Source organism: Microbacterium sp. NPDC055665 (assembly GCF_053618035.1).
Window position 1 is genome coordinate 29,351 of record NZ_JBSHGY010000012.1, and the last position, 18,232, is coordinate 47,582.

An 18,232-nucleotide genomic window follows, 5' to 3' on the forward strand; every position below is an offset into this window, starting at 1 on the left:
CGACTCCAGAATGCCGCCATTATGGTGCAGGAGGAGGCGCGGAGTGTCCGTGCGGGGTACTACCGTGTGCGTATGGGGACAGGATTGCGTCATATGTTGGCATCGACGGTGGATGGAGCCCGAGTGCACGCCGGGATGTCGTTCACTCGGCTTTCGGAGCTCTCGGGCATCGAGCCGGAAGCGCTCGCAGAGCTGCTGGAGGGGCAGACCGACTTCACGGTCGTCGACCTCGTCGGCATCGCCACGGCGCTCGACATCCCGATCACGAGACTTCTCCCGGTGTCCGCCGCCGACGACTGCTGATATCGGCCGCGCACAGTAGCGTGGTCCGCATGAAGACTGTGCCGTTCGGATCGTCCACCGCCCCCGCCCTCGTCGCCGGCATGATGCGCATCGACGACAAGGACGACGCGCACATCCGGGCGCTCTACGCCGCAGCCCGAGAGTCCGGCATCGACTTCTTCGACCATGCCGACATCTACGGCGGGAGCATGCACCACTGCGAGGCGCGCTTCGCCGGTGCGTTGAAGCTCAGCGCCTCCGAGCGCGACGAGATCGTGCTGCAGACCAAGTGCGGGATCGTGCCGGCGCAGGGGATGTTCGATTTCTCCTACGAGCACATCGTCGCCCAGGTCGAAGGCTCCCTGGCCGCGCTCCAGACCGATCGCCTCGACGTGCTGCTGCTGCACCGCCCCGACATCCTCGTCGAGCCCGAAGAGGTCGCCCGCGCGTTCGACGAGCTGGAGGCCGCGGGCAAGGTCCGGGCTTTCGGCGTCTCGAACCACACGCCGCGACAGATCGATCTGCTCCGCACGGCCGTCCGGCAGCCGCTTGTCGCCAACCAGCTGCAGCTGTCGATCACCCATGCGCCGATCCTTGCCCAGCCGGTCGCGGCGAACATCGCCGGCCACGAGCAGAGCATCGTGCGCGACGGCGGCGGCATCGTGGAGTACTGCCGCATCAACGGCATCACGATCCAGGCCTGGTCGCCGTTCCAGGACGGCCGCGGTCACGGAGTGTTCCTCGGCAACCCCGAGTACCCGGAGCTGAACGCGGTGATCGATCGCCTCGCCGCGTCGTACGGCGTGACTCCGCTGGCCGTCGCGACCGCCTGGATCACCCGCCACCCCGCCGGCATGCAGGTGGTCCTCGGCACGACCACACCCGAGCGCGTGCGCGAGGCCGTGATGGGTGCCGACCTCGAACTCACCCGGCCGGAGTGGTACGAGCTGTTCCGCGCCGCCGGACACCTGCTGCCATAGAAGTGGTTCGGGGTCGCGCGGCACCGTCACGCCGTCGTCTACCCTGAACTCATGCCGTTCCTGTTCTCGCTCCTCGTCATCGCCCTGATGATCGGCGCGCTGATCGACATCATCACCCGCGACAGCGCCCTGGTGAAGCACCTGCCGAAGATGGTGTGGATCATCATCGTGATCCTGCTGCCGCTCATCGGCAGCGTGCTGTGGTTCGCGATCGGGCGCGAGTACGGAGAGTCCGGCGTTCCCATCCCCCGCATGCGCAGGGCGGAGCGGCCGGCCGCCACCCGCACCGACGTGCGCCCCTCGCCTCCGGCGGACACGCGCACGACCGAGCAGCAGATCGCCGATCTCGACCGTGAGATCGAGGAATGGCGCCTCCGCGAGGAGGTCGAGAAGCGTCGCCGCGACGGCGATGCCGCCTCCGGTTCCGCCGGAGCCTCCTCTTAGGCCGAGGCCCCTTCGCGGTCGAAGGATTCGCGGATCGCCTCCTCCAGCTGCGGGTAGCGGAACTCGAAGCCCGCGGCGGTGAGCTTTTCGGGCAGCACCCACCGGCTCTTCAGGACGAGTTCGGTCTCGGTGCGGATGCCGATGGCGCCGAGCTCCAGGATCCAGCGGGGCAGAGGCGGACCGATGCGAGCGCCCAGCACGCGACGGACGGTCGCCATGAACTCGACGTTGTCGACCGGATTCGGGGATGCGACGTTGACTGGTCCCTCGAGCGACGGCGTCCGCTCCACGAAGTCGATGATGCGCGCGACATCATCGATGTGCACCCAGCTGAACCGCTGGCGCCCGCGGCGTGCGCGGAAGTGGTGAACGGTCCCGGCCCGGCGCCGCGCGGCACTCGCGGGCCACCGGCCGTCGTACTGCGGACCGCCGAGTCCCAGCCTGGCGAGGTTCTTCAGCGGCTCGAGCACGCCGCCGTGGCCGAGCACGATGGCGCTGCGCAGGGCGACGCGGCGGGTGGCGGGCAGCTCGTCGGCGAACAGCGCCTTCTCCCAGGCCTTCGCGACCTCGACAGAGAAGCCCGTGCCGAGCTCGCCCGTCGACTCGGTCATCGGGCGGTCTTCGGCGTGCCGGTAGATCGTGGCCGTCGACGAGTTCACCCAGACGGCGGGAGGCGCCGAGGCACGGGCGATCGCCGTGCTCAGCGAGGTGGTGGTGTCGAGCCGCGACCGGAAGATCTCGGCGCGGTTATCCGGCGTGTAGCGGCAGTTGACGCTCTTGCCGGCGAGCCCGATGACCAGGGATGCGCCGTCGATCGCGCGGTCGATCCCGACCTGATCGCCCCAGCGGAGGTCGGCGCCCGAGCGCGAGATCGTGACGACCTCACGCCCCTCGGCGCGGAGTCGGGAGACGAGGTGACTGCCCATGAATCCCGTGGATCCGCCGATCACGACCCGGCCTGCGTTCATGCGGATTGCTCCTTCTCTGCGATGTGGGGGACATCGGCGATACGGGGGACGCGGTACTCGAAGTCGCCCCGGTACTCGTACACGCGGCCGATGAGGGGCGCGTCGATCGTGAGCGCCACCTGCTGCCGGTCGATGTCGTCGTCGAAGCGCTCCGTGAGGCGGACCACCGGCGAGATCAGGCGGGGGATGCGGATCCGGAGGCGCCCGAGTCGCATGCCCACGGCCCGACTGGTGAGGCGGAGCGCGCCGTCGTGGACCTCGACGTCGAAGCAGGCAGCGACGAGTCCGGGCTCGCCGAGCTCGTCGACCACGCGGCCGTGTCGGGTGAGCGCGACCGCGTCGTGCATGACCCACGGGCCCCGGGCGAAGTGGAAGGTGCGCTCGCCGATGGCCCGCGACGCGATCGTGCGGTTCTCGACGCGGAAGGGGACGTCGCGCTCCCAGGCGGCCGCGACGACCCCGCGACGTTCGAGGATGCGGAGCAGGGGCCAGAGCCATCGCCGCGGAGTGCCGACCACGTGGAACACGCCCTCGCCGATGCCGACGGCGCCGTCGGGGACCGCCGAGAAGTACGCGCGCAGACGCGGGTGCAGGTCGTCGAGGCGGTCGCCGAGAGCCCGGGCATAGGGCGATTGCGGCACGGGCGTCACCGTTCGAGCCTAGCTCGGCGGTCGCAGCAGCCGATCGAGCAGCGCGAGGGCCTCGTGCTGTGGCGCGGTCTCATCCAGCAGCCACTGCGTCTGGAGGCCGTCCGACGCCGCGACGACGAGCGCAGCGACGGCATCCGCGTCGACGTCCGTGCGGATCTGCCCGCCTTCCTGCTGCCGTCGGACGGTCTCGGCGAGTCTGTCGCGCAGACGGGCGAATCGACCGGTGGCGAACGTGCGTGCCGCCGGGTGTCCCTCCTCGAGCGCCGACGCGACGAGGGTGGAGTACAGCTGCACGAGACCGGGGATCGCGCGGTTGAAGCGTGCGGACTCGATCATCATCTCGACCGGCGTCGCGTCGGGCGACGGGGGATCCGGCTGCCGCCCGGGTGCGTTGCTCTCCTCGTACACGGCGACGAGCAGCTCTTCGAGCGAGCCGAAGTAGTGCGTGAGGGCAGCGTGCGTGACGCCGACTTCGCGTGCGATCGCCCGCAGGCTCGTGCGGTCGGAGCCGCGCTCGGCGAAGACCTCGATGGCGCGATCGAGGATCTCCTGTCGGCGAGCGATCCCCTTGGCGTAGGTGCCCCGCGGGCGGGGCTGCTCGGCAGGCTCAGGCGTGTCGGCGGGCATGGGGCGAGTCTAGCGAACCAAAACTTCCACGTGGAGGTATTTGGTGGTAGCGTGCCTGCACGGGGCAGTGACCCCGCACGTCACCGCAGACCGAAGGAGCACGACCGATGACGATTCAGACCTCCCTGCAGCTGTTCACGATCAAGGACCAGCTGGAGGCCGACCTCGAGGGCACGCTCTCGGCGGTCGCCGCCCGCGGCTTCACCGCCGTGGAGCCTTACGACTTCGTGCGCCGCGCCGAGCCGCTCGCCGCCGCGCTCTCCGCAGCCGGGCTGACCGCGCCGTCGGGGCACGCCTTCCTCGCCTCGGAGTCGTTCGTGAACCCCGACGGCAGCGGCACGACCATCCCCGTTCCCACGCCCGACGTCGTCTTCGCCGCGGCCAAGGTGCTCGGGATGGACACGGTCATCGATCCGTACACCGAGCCTGCCCGCTGGGAGTCCGTCGCGCAGATCGAGGAGACCGCCCGTCTGCTGAACGAGGCCGCCGAGATCGGAGCGACCGTCGGCGTCCGCGTCGGCTACCACAACCACGCCCATGAGCTGGAGGCCGTCTTCGACGGGGTGACCGGGCTGGAGGTCCTCGCCGGGCTGCTCGACGAGCGCGTCGTGCTCGAGGTCGACCTGTACTGGGTGGCGCGCGGCGGCGTCGACCCCGTCGCGCTGCTCCAGCGCCTCGGTGACCGCGTGATCGCGGTGCACGCGAAGGACGGCACGCTCGACCCGGCGCTCGCCGGCGCCTACCCGCCCGCCGACCAGGTGGCCGCGGGTGAGGGATCCGTTCCGCTCGTCGAATCCATCGCCGCCGCCCCGGCGCTCGAGCTCGCGATCGTCGAGTTCGACCACTACGAGGGCGACCTGTTCGACGCGATCGAGCGCAGCCGCGTCTTCCTCGACGAGAAGGTGGCCGGCTGATGGCGGGTCCTGTCGGCGTCGGCATCATCGGTGCCGGGAACATCAGCGACCAGTACCTGTCGAACCTCACCACCTTCCCGGATGTCCGTGTGATCGCGGTCGCCGACGTCATCGAGGAGCGGGCGAAGGCCCAGGCCGAGAAGTACGGCGTGCCGCGCGCCGGTGGCGTCGATGTGGTGCTCGACGACCCCGAGATCGACATCGTCGTGAACCTCACGATCCCCGCCGTGCACGTCGAGGTCTCCGAGGCGATCGTCGCCGCGGGCAAGCACGTCTGGACCGAGAAGCCGATCGGCGTCAGCCGCGAGGAGTCGCGCCGGCTGCTGGAGAAGGCGGATGCCGCCGGCCTCCGCATCGGCGTGGCCCCGGACACCGTGCTCGGACCGGGCGTGCAGACCGCCAAGCGGGCGATCGCGCGCGGTGACATCGGACGCCCCCTGTTCGGGCAGACGACCTTCCAGTGGCAGGGGCCGGAGATCTTCCACCCGAACCCCGCGTTCCTGTACGCCAAGGGCGCAGGGCCGCTGCTCGACATGGGTCCGTACTACGTGTCGACGCTCGTGCACGTGTTCGGGCCGGTCGCCGCCGTCGCCGCCCTCGGACTGCAGGGGACGCCGACGCGTCGCGTGCAGGTCGGCGAGCTGGCCGGTCAGGAGTTCCCGGTCGAGATCCCCTCCACGCTCAGTGTGCTGATGGACTTCGAAGAGGGCGGACAGGCGCAGAGCCTGTACAGCACCGACTCGCCGCTGCTGCGGCAGGGGATCGTCGAGATCACCGGTACCGAGGGCACGATCGTGATCCCCGACCCGAACACCTTCGGGGGCCCGATCACCATCACGCGCCCGCTCACGCACCAGTTCGTGCCGCCGGAGCCGATGACGCAGGAGATCGTCGACATCGTACAGGAGGGTGTGCTCTCCGGCCGCGGTGTTGGACTGCTCGACATGGCGCGCGCGATCGCCGCGGACCGCCCGCACGTCGCCACGGGGGAGTTCGGCTACCACGTGCTCGACACGCTCCTCTCGATCGAAGAGGCCGCCGAGTCGCGCAGCTTCGTCCCCGTCGAGAGCACGCTGGATCAGGTCGGCGTGATCGACGCCGGCTTCGATCCGTTCGAAGCCACGCTCTGACGGCCGCCGCTCGGGGCGGCGGGGGTGCGTGTCAGCGCGCCTTCGCCGCCACGTAGCGGTCGACGCTCGCGGGGGACAGCACCTCGCGGGCGACCATGATCGCCGCCCCCAGCACGGCGGCGCGATCGCCCGCCTGCGACTGCACGATCGCCAGGTGCTGCGTCGCCAGGGGGATCGACCGTCGGTAGACGACCTCGCGCACGCCCGCGAGCAGGTGCTCCCCGGCGCGGGCGATGCTGCCGCCGAGCACGATGATCGACGGGTTCAGGAGGTTGACGACGGTCGCGAGGACCTCGCCGACGTCCCGCCCCGCCTGACGGGTCGCCTCGATCGCGGCGGCGTTCCCGGCGCGGACCAGGTCGACGACATCCGACGGACCGTGCACGACGAGCCCTTCCGCGCGGAGCGCGATCGCGAGGGCGGAGCCGCTGGCGAGAGCCTCGAGATCTCGCTCATCTCCCGGCTCGCGGGTCGATCCCGCGCCGGCGGGCACCTGCACGTGACCCATGTCTCCCGCGGACCCCTGCGCGCCACGCTGCAGCTGTCCGCCCGCGATGATGCCGGCGCCGATGCCGGTCGAGACCTTGACGAAGACGAGGTCTTCGACCTGAGGCCAGCTCATCGCCTGCTCGCCGAGGGCCAGGATGTTGACGTCGTTGTCGACCAGCACCGGCACGTCGAAGGTCTTCTGCACGTAGGCGGGAACGTCGAACCGATCCCAGCCGGGCATGATGGGCGGGTTGGTAGGTCGGCCGGTGGAGTGCTCCACGGGGCCGGGGACGCCGATGCCGACGCCGACCAGGGGGAGTCCGCCGGCGGTCGAGTCGAGCAGGTCGGCGGCGTCGGCGAGGATCGTGTCGAGCAGGCTCTCGGGTCCGTCGCCGATGTCGATCGTGCGCGTGCGGGCATCGAGGATGACCGCGGCGAGGTCGGCGACCGCGACCGTCGCATGCGTGGCACCGAGGTCGACGGCCAGCACGAGCCCGGCGCGCGGGTTGAAGGCCACGCGCGCGGGCGGTCGCCCGCCGGTCGAGACGGCCTCCCCGGCGGGGCGGACGAGGTCGGCCGCGAGGAGCGCGTCCACCCGCAGGGCCACGGTCGACCGGGCGAGGCCGGTGAGCACGGCGAGCTCCGCCTTCGTCCTGGCGTGACCGTCGCGGAGGATCTGGAAGATCTCTCCGATCCCCGATGCGATCGCCGGAGCCGGCCTGAGAACGTCAACCATTGCGTCAGTAAACCACAGCACTTCGGCGTCCCGCCGATCGACTTCCGATTTCCGTCAGATAACTTTTGACGAAGCTCTAGCAAAAGTCTGCCGGTCTGTGTCAGAATCGCCGCATGACAACGGATGTCACTGACACCGGTCTCGGGACGATCCGAGCCGGCATCCTCGGCGGAGGATTCATGGCCCGCGTGCATCGCACCGCGGCCCGCGACGCCGGCGGCGAACTGCGCGCCGTCGCCACTCGTTCCCGCGAAGGAAGCCGCGATGCCGCGCTGGCGCTCGGCGCCGGTCGAGCCGAGAGCGACGCGGCGGCTCTTCTCGAGGCGGGGGACATCGATGTCGTGCACGTCTGCACGCCGAACGCCACGCACGCCGAACTCGCACTCCAGGCACTGCACGCCGGCAAGCACGTCGTGTGCGAGAAGCCGCTCGCCACGACGGCGCAGGACGCGAAGGTGCTCGCCGAGACCGCGGAGGCCCGCGGGCTGGTGGCGGCCGTGCCGTTCATCTACCGCTATCACCCGATGGTGCGCGAGGCCCGGGCACGGATCGCCCGCGGCGAGGCCGGCGACCTGCTCACCCTCGACTGCTCCTACCTGCAGGACTGGATGCTGCTGTCGAGCGACGACGACTGGCGGGTGCGCTCCGAGTCCGGTGGGGCATCCCGCGCCTTCGCCGACATCGGCTCGCACCTGTGCGACCTGATCGAGTTCGTGATCGGCGAGCGGATCCACGCGCTGAGCGCCCGCACCCGTCGCGTCTTCTCGGAGCGCTCCGGCCAGTCGGTCGACACCGAGGACATCGTCGCGGTGCTCGTCGAGACCGACTCGGGCGCCCTCGGCACGCTGCTCATCTCGCAGATGGCCGCCGGCCGCAAGAACGCCCTGACCCTCGAACTGCACGGTTCCCGGCAGAGCCTGCGCTTCGAGCAGGAGCGGCCGGAGGAGCTGTGGATCGGCATGCGCGAGGAATCCCGGCTGCTGCTGCGCGACCCCGCCACCGCCGACCCGGACTCGGCGCGGCTGCAGCGGGTTCCGGCCGGGCACGCGATGGGCTACCAGGATGCGTTCAACGGCTTCGTCGCCGACGTCTATGCGGCGATCGCCGGGGCGGAACCCGACGGGCTGCCGACGTTCGCCGACGGCTACCGCTCGGCCGTGCTGACCGAGGCCGTGCTCGCTTCGGCGGCAGACGCCGGACGATGGGTGGAGGTGACGGCATGATCGCGACCACGACTGAGCCCGTGCTGCAGGTGGCGGGCATCCGCAAGTCGTTCTTCGGCGTCGAGGTGCTCAGGGGGATCGACTTCGACGTGCGGCCCGGCGAGGTGCACGGCCTCGTCGGCGAGAACGGCGCGGGCAAGTCCACCCTCATGAAGATCATCGCCGGCGTGCAGCCGGCCGACGAGGGCACGATCTCGTATCTCGGCGAAGAGGTGCACCACGCGCACCCGCGGCAGGCGATGGATGCCGGCATCGTCACGGTCTTCCAGGAGTTCACCCTGCTGCCGGAGCGCACCGTCGCCCAGAACGTCTACCTCGGCCGCGAGCCGCGCCGGCGGGGATTCGTCGACCAGCGCGCCATGAACTCCCGGACCGCCGATCTGCTGACCGACCTCGGCGTCTCCTTCATCGAGCCGACCGCGCGCGTCGGCTCGCTCACGGTCGCCGAGCAGCAGATCGTCGAGATCGTCAAGGCGCTCTCGTTCGACGCGCGGATCATCTCGATGGACGAGCCGACCGCCGCGCTCAGCGACCGCGAGGTCGAGCTGCTCTACGCGATCATCCGCCGGCTCACCTCCCGCGGCGTCGCCGTGATCTACGTCTCGCACCGCTTGAAGGAGATCTTCGACCTGTGCGACCGCATCACGATCCTCAAGGACGGCGCGCTCGTCTCGACCGACGACACCGCGGCGCTCACCACCGACGAGCTCGTGCGACGCATGGTCGGCCGCTCCATCCAGTCGTACTTCCCGGACGCGGTCGAGGGTACGACGGTGGGGGAGGCGAAGCTCGAACTCGACGGTTGCGGCAACGCCTACGTCGACGGGGTGTCCCTCACGCTCCGCGCCGGGGAGATAGTCGGCATCGCCGGGCTGCAGGGCTCCGGACGCACGGAACTGGTGGAAGGGGTGTTCGGCATCCAGGCCTTCACCCGGGGGTCGATGCGCATCGACGGCGCGCCTGCGCGCATCCCGAACGCCCGCGCCGCGGTCCGCGCCGGCCTCGCCCTCGTGTCGGAGGACCGCAAAGCGCAGGGCCTCGCCCTCGGGCAGTCGGTCCTCGACAACGCGCTCCTCGTCGTCCGCAGCGTGTTCGCCGGCCGGACCGCCGCCTCCCGGCGCGAGGTGCCCGGCATCCTGAGCTCGCTCGAGGTGAGCTCGCAGGGCGTCGATCAGGAGGTGCGCTTCCTCTCCGGCGGCAACCAGCAGAAGGTGGTGCTGGCCAAGTGGCTGCTCACCCAGCCGCAGATCGTGCTCTTCGACGAGCCCACCCGTGGCATCGACGTCGGCGCCAAGTACGCCGTGTACCAGCTGATGCGCGAGCTCGCGGCGCAGGGGAAGGCGGTGCTCATGGTGTCGAGCGAACTGCCGGAGGTGATCGGCATGAGCGACCGGATCCTGGTCATGCACGACGGCGAGCTCGTCGCCGAGCTGCCGGCGGGATCCGCGGAGCACGAGATCCTCGGGGCCGCGACCGGTGCCATCGATCCCGGAACCGCGACGGACGGAGGCGCGCGATGAAGCGTCTGAAGATCGACTCCACGGTCATCGTGCTCGGCATCCTGCTCCTCGTCCTCGTCATCGGCGCGATCCTGGTCGGCACCGTCGGGCGCAACTTCCTCAGCGCCGGCAACATCCGCGACATCCTGACCGGCATGAGCGTGCTCGGGCTCGTCGCCATCGGGCAGACGCTCGTGGTGCTCGGCGCCTCCCTCGACCTCTCGGTCACCTACGTGATCAGCCTGTCGAGTCTGCTGGCGGCCACGATGATGAACGACAACGCCGCGAACATCCCGGTGGCCGTGGTCGTCACGCTGCTCGTGTGCGCCGGTATCGGTCTCGTGAACGGCCTCATCGTCACGGTGCTCAAGGTGAACGGCTTCATCGCGACACTCGGCGTCGGCCTCATCCTGCAGGGCATCCTCAACACGAACTTCGAGGGGGCGGCGGGCAAGGTGCCCTGGGCGTTCCAGCTCATCGGCGCCACCGGCGTCGGACCCATCCCGGTCTCCACGCTCATCATGATCGTGCTGGCCGTGGTCATCTGGGTGCTCCTCAACCGCACCCGCACCGGAGCCCATCTGTATGCCGTGGGCGGCGACCCCGAGATCGCCCGGCTGTCAGGGGTCCGCATCCGGATGCCGCTCATCTGGGCGCACGTGCTCTGCTCGGTGTTCGCCGGGCTCGCGGGTCTGCTGCTCGCCAGCCGCCTCGGCGTCGGCAGCCCCACGGTTGGGCAGCAGGGCGGCTACGCGCTGCTGTCGATCGCGGCGGTCGTGCTCGGCGGAACGCTGCTGCTCGGCGGACGCGGCTCCATCTGGGGCACGATCGGCGGCGTGGCGATCCTCGCGGTCGTCGACAACGTGATGAGCGTCATGCAGGTCAACCCGTTCCTCAAGGACGTCGTGCGCGGTGTCGTGATCGTCGCCGCCGTGGCCGTGTACAGCCGGCGGTCGATCATCCGCCGCCGTCCGCGCTTCGGCGCCGGAGGTACCCGCACCGGTGGGGACGATGCCGCGAAGGCGGCGGAGCCCGAGATGGCCGCCGCCGCGTCGCAGCTCGCAGACGTCACCACCACCGCATCCGATATCGGCACCGCCACGGAAGGAGGACGCTCATGAACGCGCTGCGCACCCTCGTGAGTCCCCGTGGGGCCGTGTTCCTGCTGCTCGTGCTGCTGCTGGTGGCCGTCACGATCCTGAACCCGAGCTTTGCCGAGCCCGGTCAGTTCATGCGCTTCCTCCAGCGGGTGGCGCCCATCGCGATCGTCGCGATCGGCCAGTACTTCGTGATCATCGCGGGGGAGTTCGACCTCTCGCAGGGCTCGCTCATCACGGCGCAGGTCATCATCGCCGGCAACCTGGTGGGCCAGGATGATGCCCGCACGGTGCCGGTCCTGCTGCTCATGATCGTGTTCGCGGTGGCGGTCGGCCTCGTGAACGGCGTGATCACGACACTGCTCAAGGTGCCGTCGTTCATCGTCACGCTCGGCATGATGCTCGCGCTCCTCGGCGGAGTGATGTGGTGGACCGGGGGAGCGGCGACCGGGAACCCGGCCGACAGCTTCCGCGAGATCGGTCGAGGCGGCATTCGCGACGTGCCGTTCCTCGAATTCATCCCCTGGGCGGTGCTGCTGCTGATCGTGTGGCTGGGGCTCGGCATCTGGATCACCAAGCGGCCGCTGGGCAAGACGCTCATCGCGATCGGCGACAACGCCGGTGCGGTCGACTACGCCGGAGCTCGCCGCGCCTGGGTGACGACCCGCGCGTTCGTGATCTCGTCGCTCTCGGCCTCGCTGTCGGCCGTGCTCCTGGTCGGATACGCCGGTGTGCACCCCTCGGTCGGTCGCGGATACGAGTTCACCGCCATCACGGCCGTGGTGCTCGGCGGCGTCGTGCTGGGCGGTGGTCGCGGCTGGATCGTCGGCGCGGTCGCCGGTGCCTTCGCCCTCGAAGCGCTGTTCATGCTGCTCAACATCGCCGGCATCCCCTCGACGCTCCGCGATGCCGTGCAGGGCGTGATCATCATCGCGGCGGTCGCCTACTCCGCCGTCGCCTTCCGGGCACGGCGCAAGCGCGGCCCGCTGCCATCGGACATCCCGCCCGCAGAACCCCGAATCCCTGAAACAACCCGAATCCCTGAAACAACCCGCACCATCAACACAGAAACCAGAGGAGATTAGCAATGCGACGATCGATGAAGATCGCCACCGCAGGGGTGGCCCTCTTCGGCCTCATCGCGCTCGCCGGGTGTACGACAGACCCGTCCGTGGCGCCGGCGGAGTCGGAGAACCCCGAGGAGACGGCAGAGACGACAGAGTGGTTCGACCAGGAGCTCTTCGACAAGCAGGACGAGGAGCGCGGCGTCACTCCGCAGGGGCCGGAAGACGAGCCGTACCTGCAGCACATCAACGCCGAGATGGTCGACACGGCGGAGTTCGCGAGCGAGGGGGCCAAGAAGGCCTGCTTCGCCAACGCCTCGATCTCCAACCCGTGGCGCCAGACCGGCTGGATCACGATGAACGAGCAGCTGAAGGCGCTGCAGGAGGCCGGCGCGATCAGCGAGATGGAGACTCGCGACGCGCAGGACTCCGATGACACGCAGATCGCCGATATCGACTACTTCATCGCCGAGGGCGGGTGCGACGTCTTCCTCATCTCGCCGAACAGCACGGCGGCCATGACCCCGGCCGTCGAGCGGGCGTGTGAGACGGGCAAGCCGGTCATCGTGTTCGACCGCGGTGTGAACACCGACTGCCCGGTCACGTTCATCCACCCGATCGGCGGCTTCGCCTGGGGCATCGACACCGCCGAGTTCCTCATCGACAACCTCGAAGAGGGCGACAAGGTCGTGGCTCTGCGCATCCTCCCGGGTGTCGACGTGCTCGAGCACCGCTGGGCCGCCGCCGAGAAGCTCTTCGACGAGGCCGGCATCGAGGCCGTGGATCACTTCACGGGCGCCGATCCCGCCGAGATCAAGAGCATCATCAGCGACGAGCTCGCCAAGGGCGACGTGCACGGCATCTGGATGGACGCCGGTGACGGCGCGGTTGCAGCCATCGAGGCGTTCGAGGACGCCGGAGCGGACTACCCGGTCATGACCGGTGAGGACGAGATGAGCTTCCTGCGCAAGTGGAAGGACACGGGGCTCACGGGTCTCGCGCCGGTGTACTCCAACTTCCAGTGGCGCACCCCGCTGCTCGCGGCGCAGATGATCTTCGCCGGCGAAGAGGTTCCGAAGGAATGGGTCCTCCCGCAGAAGCCGATCACGGAGCCCGAGCTCGACGACTACCTGAAGGCCAACGAGGGCATGCCCGACGGCCACTACGCCAAGTTCGGCGGGGAGAACCTCCCCGGATACCCGACGGTGTGGCAGGAGCGCCAGATCCCGTAACCGAAATCCGCTCCCACCCTTCCGCTTCGCCTTTGTGGAGTGGGAGGGTGGGAGCGCTTCACGATCACAAGGACAATGATGCCCCGCACGATCGCCGTCAACACCTGGGTGTGGACGTCTCCGCTGACCGACGCGTCGCTCGAGCCGCTCGCCCGCAAGGCCAAGAACCTCGGCTACGACGCGCTGGAGCTGCCGCTTGAGAGCGTCGGCGACTGGGATCCCGCGCGAACCCGTGAGGTGCTCGACGGCCTGGGACTGGGGGCGATCGTCGTCGGAGCCATGGGGCCCGGACGCTCTCTGGTCGCCCGTGCCGGCGATGTGGCAGCGACGCAGACCTACCTCCGCGCCTGCATCGCGGCGGCGCAGACGCTCGGAGCGGAGGTCGTGGCCGGTCCGTTCTACGCGCCCACCGGCGTCACCTGGCGGATGGATGCCGAGGAGCGGGCGGCGGTCGTGGGGGAGCTGCGGGAGAACCTCGCGCCGCTTGTCGCCGAGGCGGCCGAGGCGGGCATCACACTGACGATCGAGCCGCTCAACCGCTACGAGACGAGCCTGCTCAACACGGTCGAGCAGAGCCTCGACGCGCTCGGCCCGCTGCTCGGCGCGGGACTCGGGCTCGCGCTCGACACCTACCACCTCAACATCGAGGAGAAGAAGCCCGCCGAGGCGATCCGGGCCGCCGGCGCCGCGATCGCCCACGTGCAGGTGTGCGGGAGCGACCGCGGAGCTGTCGGGGACGACCACACCGACTGGCCCGGGATCTTCGTGGCCCTCGACGACGCCGGCTATCGCGGCCCGCTGGGGTTGGAGAGCTTCACGGGGGAGAACGCCACGATCGCGGTCGCGGCCTCGGTGTGGCGGCCGCTCGCCCCGAGTCAGGACGAGCTCGCCGCGCGCAGCATCGCCGCCCTCAGGTCTTTCGATACGAAGCCTCACGAGTAATGGAGCATCCATGAGCACGCATCCGGTCACCCTGTTCACCGGCCAATGGGCGGACCTGCCGTTCGAGGAGGTCGCCCGCCTCGCTGCGGAGTGGGGCTATGACGGGCTGGAGGTCGCCGCCTCCGGTGATCACCTCGACCTGCGGCGTGCCGACGAGGACGACGCCTATGTGGCCTCGCGCCGGGAGATCCTCGACCGGCATGGGCTGAAGATCTTCGCGATCTCGAATCATCTCGCCGGTCAGGCCGTGTGCGATGCGCCGATCGACTTCCGGCACCAGGCGATCCTGCGCGAGTACGTGTGGGGCGACGGCGAGGCGGAGGGTGTGCGGCAGCGGGCGGCCGAGGACATGAAGCGGGCGGCCCGCGTCGCGCGCAAGCTCGACATCGACACCGTGGTCGGGTTCACCGGCTCGTCGATCTGGCCGTATCTGGCGATGTTCCCGCCGGTTCCGGCATCCGTCATCGAGGGCGGGTTCGAGGACTTCGCGGCCCGATGGAACCCGATCCTCGACGTGTTCGACGCGGAGGGCGTGCGGTTCGCGCACGAGGTGCATCCGGGCGAGATCGCCTACGACTACTGGTCGTCGGTGCGCGCGCTGGAGGCGATCGAGCATCGGGAGGCGTTCGGTTTCAACTGGGACCCGTCGCACATGATGTGGCAGAACATCGATCCGGTCGGTTTCATCGTGGACTTCGCCGACCGGATCTACCACGTGGACTGCAAGGACACCCGGATGCGTCCGCACAACGGCCGGGCCGGCGTGCTCGGCTCGCACCTGCCGTGGGGCGACCCGCGGCGGGGCTGGGACTTCGTCTCGACGGGGCACGGGGATGTGCCGTGGGAGGACTCGTTCCGCGCGCTGGATGCGATCGGCTACTCCGGCCCCATCTCGATCGAGTGGGAGGACGCCGGTATGGACCGTCTGCACGGCGCCCCCGAGGCGCTGGCCTACGTGCGTTCGCTGCTGTGGCCGAAGCCCGAAGCATCGTTCGACGCCGCGTTCAGCAATCAGTGACAAACCCCGACAGGAGCCTCATGCCGATCCAGCACACCGTCGTCTTCCGTCTGATCCATCCGGTCGGTTCCGCGGAGGAACAGGAGTTCCTGGCGGCCGGCCACGCCGTGCTCACGTCGATCCCCGGGGTCGAGGACTTCACGATCCGTCGTCAGGTCAGCGCGAAGAGCGACCTCACACACCAGTTCTCGATGGTGTTCGCCGATCAGAGCGTTTACGACGCCTATGACGCCCATCCGGCGCACCGGGCGTTCGTCGCGGAGCGGTGGCTGCCCGAGGTCGCCGAGTTCCAGGAGTACGACTTCGTGGAGTGAGGGTCAGTCGCTCGAGCCATGTGCGTGCGCCATTCTCCAATGAAACATGAGGAACCAGATCAGAAGGGGCTGTCGAAGATGTCCTCGCCGTTTTCGCTGATCTGGCAAGCAACGGCAACGATCGGATGCCGGCGCCCCTGCGAAAGCAGCGCAAAGACACGATCCGAGGCGACCTCACCAAAGGCAGCACTGACCGCCGCGACGTCTTCCGCTGTTCCGTGGTCGACGGCCAAGCCCTTCAAAGTACGTGGAACCGCGAGATAGGCGACCCCAACGAAGATCAGGTCGACGTTGAGACCAGCTTCTGGACCCTTCGGACTCCTGATGAGCAGCGAGCCGTGGCCGACTCGATACTCCCAGAGTTGGAATCGACGGTCGGGGTAGCTGGCGATCATTCGAACGGATTCCCCACACGAACGCCGCCCCGCCAGAACTCGAGGTTGGGGAAACTTGCGCCTCTGACCTGGAACAACTCCCAGTCCGTCGCCCCGCCACGTCCGGAGGCCACGCGTGTGACCCCGGGCCACACATCAACGCCGATCGCGAGAATCGGAGTCCAGGAGCCTTCAGTCCCTCGAGCCACGCGCGTGCGCTCTGGCCTCGCTTCACTCCAGTTCATATGCCGACCGAACTGATCAAACATCGAGTCTCTCTCGGTCTCTGTAGTAGCCGCGCAGTAGCTCAAGGGTTTCGTCGCTGGCCGGTTCGAGAGGTTGTTCTGGTGAGATCGGAGATCCGTACTCTCCTCTATCGGTGAGCCAGGTGAGCACTCCGCCTGACATGCAATCCGGATCGAACAGCGAAGGCGGGTCGCAGAACGGGAAACCCTCCCCAGAGATCCACGCGACGGTGCTCCCCGCGTCGATGATGCAGGTGAGAGTTCGCTTCACGCGCTCCTGGAAATCAATCCGGTCTGGCCATCTCGCGATCGGGACATCCCACTCGTACACGACCCAGCCCGGACCGTGCAATCGGAAGCGGGTGGGGTTCGCGGTGAGGTCCCACTCCTGATATGGGAACGCCGGCGGTATCCACCCGCTTGTCGAACCCAACGCGAACACAGCGATCCCCGATGTGAGCTCGCCGCGATCGACGATGTGCAGGACGTCCTTGGCCATCCTGGTCAATGCAGACCCCATTTCACGACATCGATGTGCGTGGTCGTCGGTAGATGGTGGGGGAGCGCGGCACTCGCGTGGCCGGCCATCCTATTCGTACACTCGAGCGGCAAGAAGGGACTGCGCGATCAGCTGCCATGAAGCTCCCTGGGGGATATCCTGTCCGCTGTTCAGGAAGTATCCATCCATATCGCTGATCCATCCCGCCCATGCTCGAAGGAAATCAGGAACGGAAGCGTTCTCCCACGCTTCGGGCGTCTCTTGCGCAGAATTCGCCAGCCTCACGAGAAATCGGGTGAACTCGTCGCGATCCATGTCCTTGAGGTCGACACGTTCACCTTCCATGCTTGCCCCTTCCGCTTCTGATCGGCTCACTGTCGCGCCGCGTCGTGCCGCAGGATTTCTTTGATCGTCGCTCCGAGTGCTCGAGCCTCGTCGACCGAGCTACCCAGCCTCGTATCGAACTCCCAGTCTTCAACGGCCTCAAGCGCCTCATTGAGCGAGTTGGCCAGCAGCATGAGCTCATTCCTCGTGGCCACAATCGTGACTTCTTCTTCGCCGATACGGTGCTTCTCGGCGTCACGACTATCGGGTTCCAAGAGTTTCATCTCATCGTCTCCTCAGCTCACTGATCAACTACAGGCTCGTCTCGCCGCCTTCGCTCGACGAGATGTACTCGCTGAGGTTCGGCGGCATGAATTCATCCTCGACAAGGCCGTCGATGTCTCGATGAATCGCGTCCACAAGGCTCCGAGGAACACTGGCTTTCTCCGTAACGATGGCCCACGCCAGCTGGCATAGTCCTTCGGGGGCCTCGCCGTGCTCGATCATGCTCCGTGCATAACGCAATGACTCCGACGGAAGGTATTCCGCTGCCTGACGCAACGTTTCCTGCACCCGGACGAGGTATTCCTCCATTCTTGGTCGTAAATCACCATCATTCGCGCTCCCGGACGGAGGTGCTCCGCCACCAGGTAGTCTGCGCTGAATCCCGCTTGCACAGCCGCCGTCGATGTTCTCAGTCATTCTCTGGCAAGCGCCTCTCTCACGTCCTTGCGAATGAACCCGGTGCGAAACTCGCCTCGCCGAAAGGCGGAGCGCACCGAATCGAGATCCTCCCTGGCCTGTACGTAAGAGTGCACAGCTGCCGCAGCCTTCACGATCACGACCTCGCGCTCGTCGACACCGAGGTCAGAATCGAGCCGCCCGGCCCGGCTGACCTCGATGCGATCGGTGCCCGCTGCCTCAAGCGCATCGTCCAGACCGGTAAAAGTCTCCAGGTACATAACTATCGGAGAGTTGTCCGCGCGCGAAAGAACTTCGTGGGTCTGAGGATCGAGGCCGATATCCAAGGACACCTGTCGCCCCCAGTTCGAGACGCTGATCTGACAAGTCCATTGAAGGTCGTGGCCCAGATAGCGCCACACCGAACCTCGACCCGTGAACCCTGCTTCTCGCAGTGCTCGCGAGTACGCCTTACGAAGTTCAGTTGACGTGGTCATCGT

The 18,232-nt window shown here is 68.3% G+C and carries 23 protein-coding genes; 13 read left to right on the top strand and 10 right to left on the bottom strand.

The features are described from left to right. Nucleotides 1–93: 93 nt before the first annotated feature. The 3 genes from ACWGO6_RS17390 to ACWGO6_RS17400 are packed head-to-tail and all read left to right on the top strand — an operon-like array spanning nt 94 to nt 1,706. Complete coding sequence (locus ACWGO6_RS17390; protein WP_136041429.1) at nt 94–303, top strand: helix-turn-helix domain-containing protein; 210 nt, start codon at nt 94–96, stop codon at nt 301–303. A 29-nt stretch (nt 304–332) separates the two neighbouring features. Then, nucleotides 333–1,262, top strand: a complete 930-nt coding sequence (locus tag ACWGO6_RS17395; RefSeq protein ID WP_452327442.1) for an aldo/keto reductase — start codon at nt 333–335, stop codon at nt 1,260–1,262. Between the two features lie 51 nt (nt 1,263–1,313). After that, a complete protein-coding gene (locus ACWGO6_RS17400) occupies nt 1,314–1,706 on the top strand; it encodes a PLDc N-terminal domain-containing protein (RefSeq protein ID WP_136041427.1) in 393 nt (130 codons plus the stop codon). On the opposite strand, the gene ACWGO6_RS17405 is transcribed toward ACWGO6_RS17400, so the two are convergent. Genes ACWGO6_RS17405 through ACWGO6_RS17415 form a run of 3 tightly spaced genes read right to left on the bottom strand, consistent with a single transcriptional unit; the run spans nt 1,703 to nt 3,951 of the window. Continuing rightward, on the bottom strand, nt 1,703–2,674 hold the full coding sequence (locus ACWGO6_RS17405) for an epimerase (RefSeq protein ID WP_452327443.1): 972 nt from the start codon (nt 2,672–2,674) through the stop codon (nt 1,703–1,705). The two genes, ACWGO6_RS17400 and ACWGO6_RS17405, sit on opposite strands and share 4 nt — an antisense overlap. After that, entirely contained in the window at nt 2,671–3,324 is a 654-nt protein-coding gene (locus ACWGO6_RS17410) for a DUF4166 domain-containing protein (RefSeq protein ID WP_136041425.1), read from the bottom strand. The genes ACWGO6_RS17405 and ACWGO6_RS17410 overlap by 4 nt, the downstream gene beginning before the upstream one ends. Before the next feature lie 9 nt (nt 3,325–3,333). Continuing rightward, nucleotides 3,334–3,951: a TetR/AcrR family transcriptional regulator gene (locus tag ACWGO6_RS17415; RefSeq protein ID WP_136041424.1), complete on the bottom strand. Its 618-nt coding sequence runs from the start codon at nt 3,949–3,951 to the stop codon at nt 3,334–3,336. A gap of 107 nt (nt 3,952–4,058) precedes the next feature. Here ACWGO6_RS17415 and ACWGO6_RS17420 point away from each other — a divergent pair, with 107 nt between their 5' ends. Together ACWGO6_RS17420 and ACWGO6_RS17425 are read left to right on the top strand one after the other, a co-directional pair. Continuing rightward, nucleotides 4,059–4,865: a sugar phosphate isomerase/epimerase family protein gene (locus ACWGO6_RS17420; protein WP_452327444.1), complete on the top strand. Its 807-nt coding sequence runs from the start codon at nt 4,059–4,061 to the stop codon at nt 4,863–4,865. Continuing rightward, the gene (locus ACWGO6_RS17425; RefSeq protein WP_452327445.1) at nt 4,865–5,995 is read left to right on the top strand and encodes a Gfo/Idh/MocA family protein; all 1,131 of its coding nucleotides are present in this window, start codon (nt 4,865–4,867) and stop codon (nt 5,993–5,995) included. The genes ACWGO6_RS17420 and ACWGO6_RS17425 overlap by 1 nt, the downstream gene beginning before the upstream one ends. Nucleotides 5,996–6,026: 31 nt before the next feature. Here the strand turns inward: ACWGO6_RS17425 and ACWGO6_RS17430 are convergent, their stop codons facing one another. After that, complete coding sequence (locus ACWGO6_RS17430; RefSeq protein WP_452327446.1) at nt 6,027–7,220, bottom strand: ROK family protein; 1,194 nt, start codon at nt 7,218–7,220, stop codon at nt 6,027–6,029. 113 nt (nt 7,221–7,333) lie between these two features. On the opposite strand from ACWGO6_RS17430, the gene ACWGO6_RS17435 reads away from it, so the two are divergent. The 8 genes from ACWGO6_RS17435 to ACWGO6_RS17470 all read left to right on the top strand — a co-directional run bounded on the left by ACWGO6_RS17435 (nt 7,334) and on the right by ACWGO6_RS17470 (nt 15,609). Beyond that, on the top strand, nt 7,334–8,443 hold the full coding sequence (locus tag ACWGO6_RS17435; protein ID WP_452327447.1) for a Gfo/Idh/MocA family protein: 1,110 nt from the start codon (nt 7,334–7,336) through the stop codon (nt 8,441–8,443). Next, on the top strand, nt 8,440–9,963 hold the full coding sequence (locus ACWGO6_RS17440; protein ID WP_452327448.1) for a sugar ABC transporter ATP-binding protein: 1,524 nt from the start codon (nt 8,440–8,442) through the stop codon (nt 9,961–9,963). The genes ACWGO6_RS17435 and ACWGO6_RS17440 overlap by 4 nt, the downstream gene beginning before the upstream one ends. Then, nucleotides 9,960–11,063: an ABC transporter permease gene (locus ACWGO6_RS17445; protein WP_452327449.1), complete on the top strand. Its 1,104-nt coding sequence runs from the start codon at nt 9,960–9,962 to the stop codon at nt 11,061–11,063. Before ACWGO6_RS17440 ends, ACWGO6_RS17445 begins: the two co-directional genes overlap by 4 nt. Then, on the top strand, nt 11,060–12,124 hold the full coding sequence (locus ACWGO6_RS17450; protein ID WP_452327450.1) for an ABC transporter permease: 1,065 nt from the start codon (nt 11,060–11,062) through the stop codon (nt 12,122–12,124). Before ACWGO6_RS17445 ends, ACWGO6_RS17450 begins: the two co-directional genes overlap by 4 nt. Nucleotides 12,125–12,126: 2 nt before the next feature. After that, complete coding sequence (locus ACWGO6_RS17455; protein ID WP_376107378.1) at nt 12,127–13,335, top strand: substrate-binding domain-containing protein; 1,209 nt, start codon at nt 12,127–12,129, stop codon at nt 13,333–13,335. 78 nt (nt 13,336–13,413) lie between these two features. Further along, nucleotides 13,414–14,277 carry a sugar phosphate isomerase/epimerase family protein gene (locus tag ACWGO6_RS17460; RefSeq protein ID WP_452327451.1) on the top strand — a complete coding sequence of 288 codons (864 nt, stop codon included), beginning with the start codon at nt 13,414–13,416 and terminating at the stop codon, nt 14,275–14,277. A gap of 10 nt (nt 14,278–14,287) precedes the next feature. Next, nucleotides 14,288–15,295: a sugar phosphate isomerase/epimerase family protein gene (locus ACWGO6_RS17465; protein WP_376107382.1), complete on the top strand. Its 1,008-nt coding sequence runs from the start codon at nt 14,288–14,290 to the stop codon at nt 15,293–15,295. A gap of 20 nt (nt 15,296–15,315) precedes the next feature. After that, the gene (locus ACWGO6_RS17470) at nt 15,316–15,609 is read left to right on the top strand and encodes a Dabb family protein (RefSeq protein ID WP_452327452.1); all 294 of its coding nucleotides are present in this window, start codon (nt 15,316–15,318) and stop codon (nt 15,607–15,609) included. A gap of 59 nt (nt 15,610–15,668) precedes the next feature. On the opposite strand, the gene ACWGO6_RS17475 is transcribed toward ACWGO6_RS17470, so the two are convergent. From ACWGO6_RS17475 to ACWGO6_RS17500, 6 genes are all read right to left on the bottom strand, one after another. Further along, on the bottom strand, nt 15,669–16,004 hold the full coding sequence (locus ACWGO6_RS17475) for a hypothetical protein (RefSeq protein ID WP_452327453.1): 336 nt from the start codon (nt 16,002–16,004) through the stop codon (nt 15,669–15,671). A gap of 240 nt (nt 16,005–16,244) precedes the next feature. Next, the gene (locus tag ACWGO6_RS17480) at nt 16,245–16,727 is read right to left on the bottom strand and encodes a hypothetical protein (RefSeq protein WP_452327454.1); all 483 of its coding nucleotides are present in this window, start codon (nt 16,725–16,727) and stop codon (nt 16,245–16,247) included. A gap of 90 nt (nt 16,728–16,817) precedes the next feature. Next, nucleotides 16,818–17,072 (bottom strand): DUF7660 family protein, encoded by a 255-nt coding sequence (locus tag ACWGO6_RS17485; protein WP_452327455.1) that lies wholly within the window; start codon nt 17,070–17,072, stop codon nt 16,818–16,820. Between the two features lie 26 nt (nt 17,073–17,098). After that, complete coding sequence (locus ACWGO6_RS17490; protein WP_452327456.1) at nt 17,099–17,335, bottom strand: hypothetical protein; 237 nt, start codon at nt 17,333–17,335, stop codon at nt 17,099–17,101. A 28-nt stretch (nt 17,336–17,363) separates the two neighbouring features. Further along, a complete protein-coding gene (locus tag ACWGO6_RS17495; protein WP_452327457.1) occupies nt 17,364–17,753 on the bottom strand; it encodes a hypothetical protein in 390 nt (129 codons plus the stop codon). Beyond that, nucleotides 17,750–18,229 (bottom strand): hypothetical protein, encoded by a 480-nt coding sequence (locus ACWGO6_RS17500; RefSeq protein ID WP_452327458.1) that lies wholly within the window; start codon nt 18,227–18,229, stop codon nt 17,750–17,752. The genes ACWGO6_RS17495 and ACWGO6_RS17500 overlap by 4 nt, the downstream gene beginning before the upstream one ends. Nucleotides 18,230–18,232 lie beyond the last annotated feature (3 nt).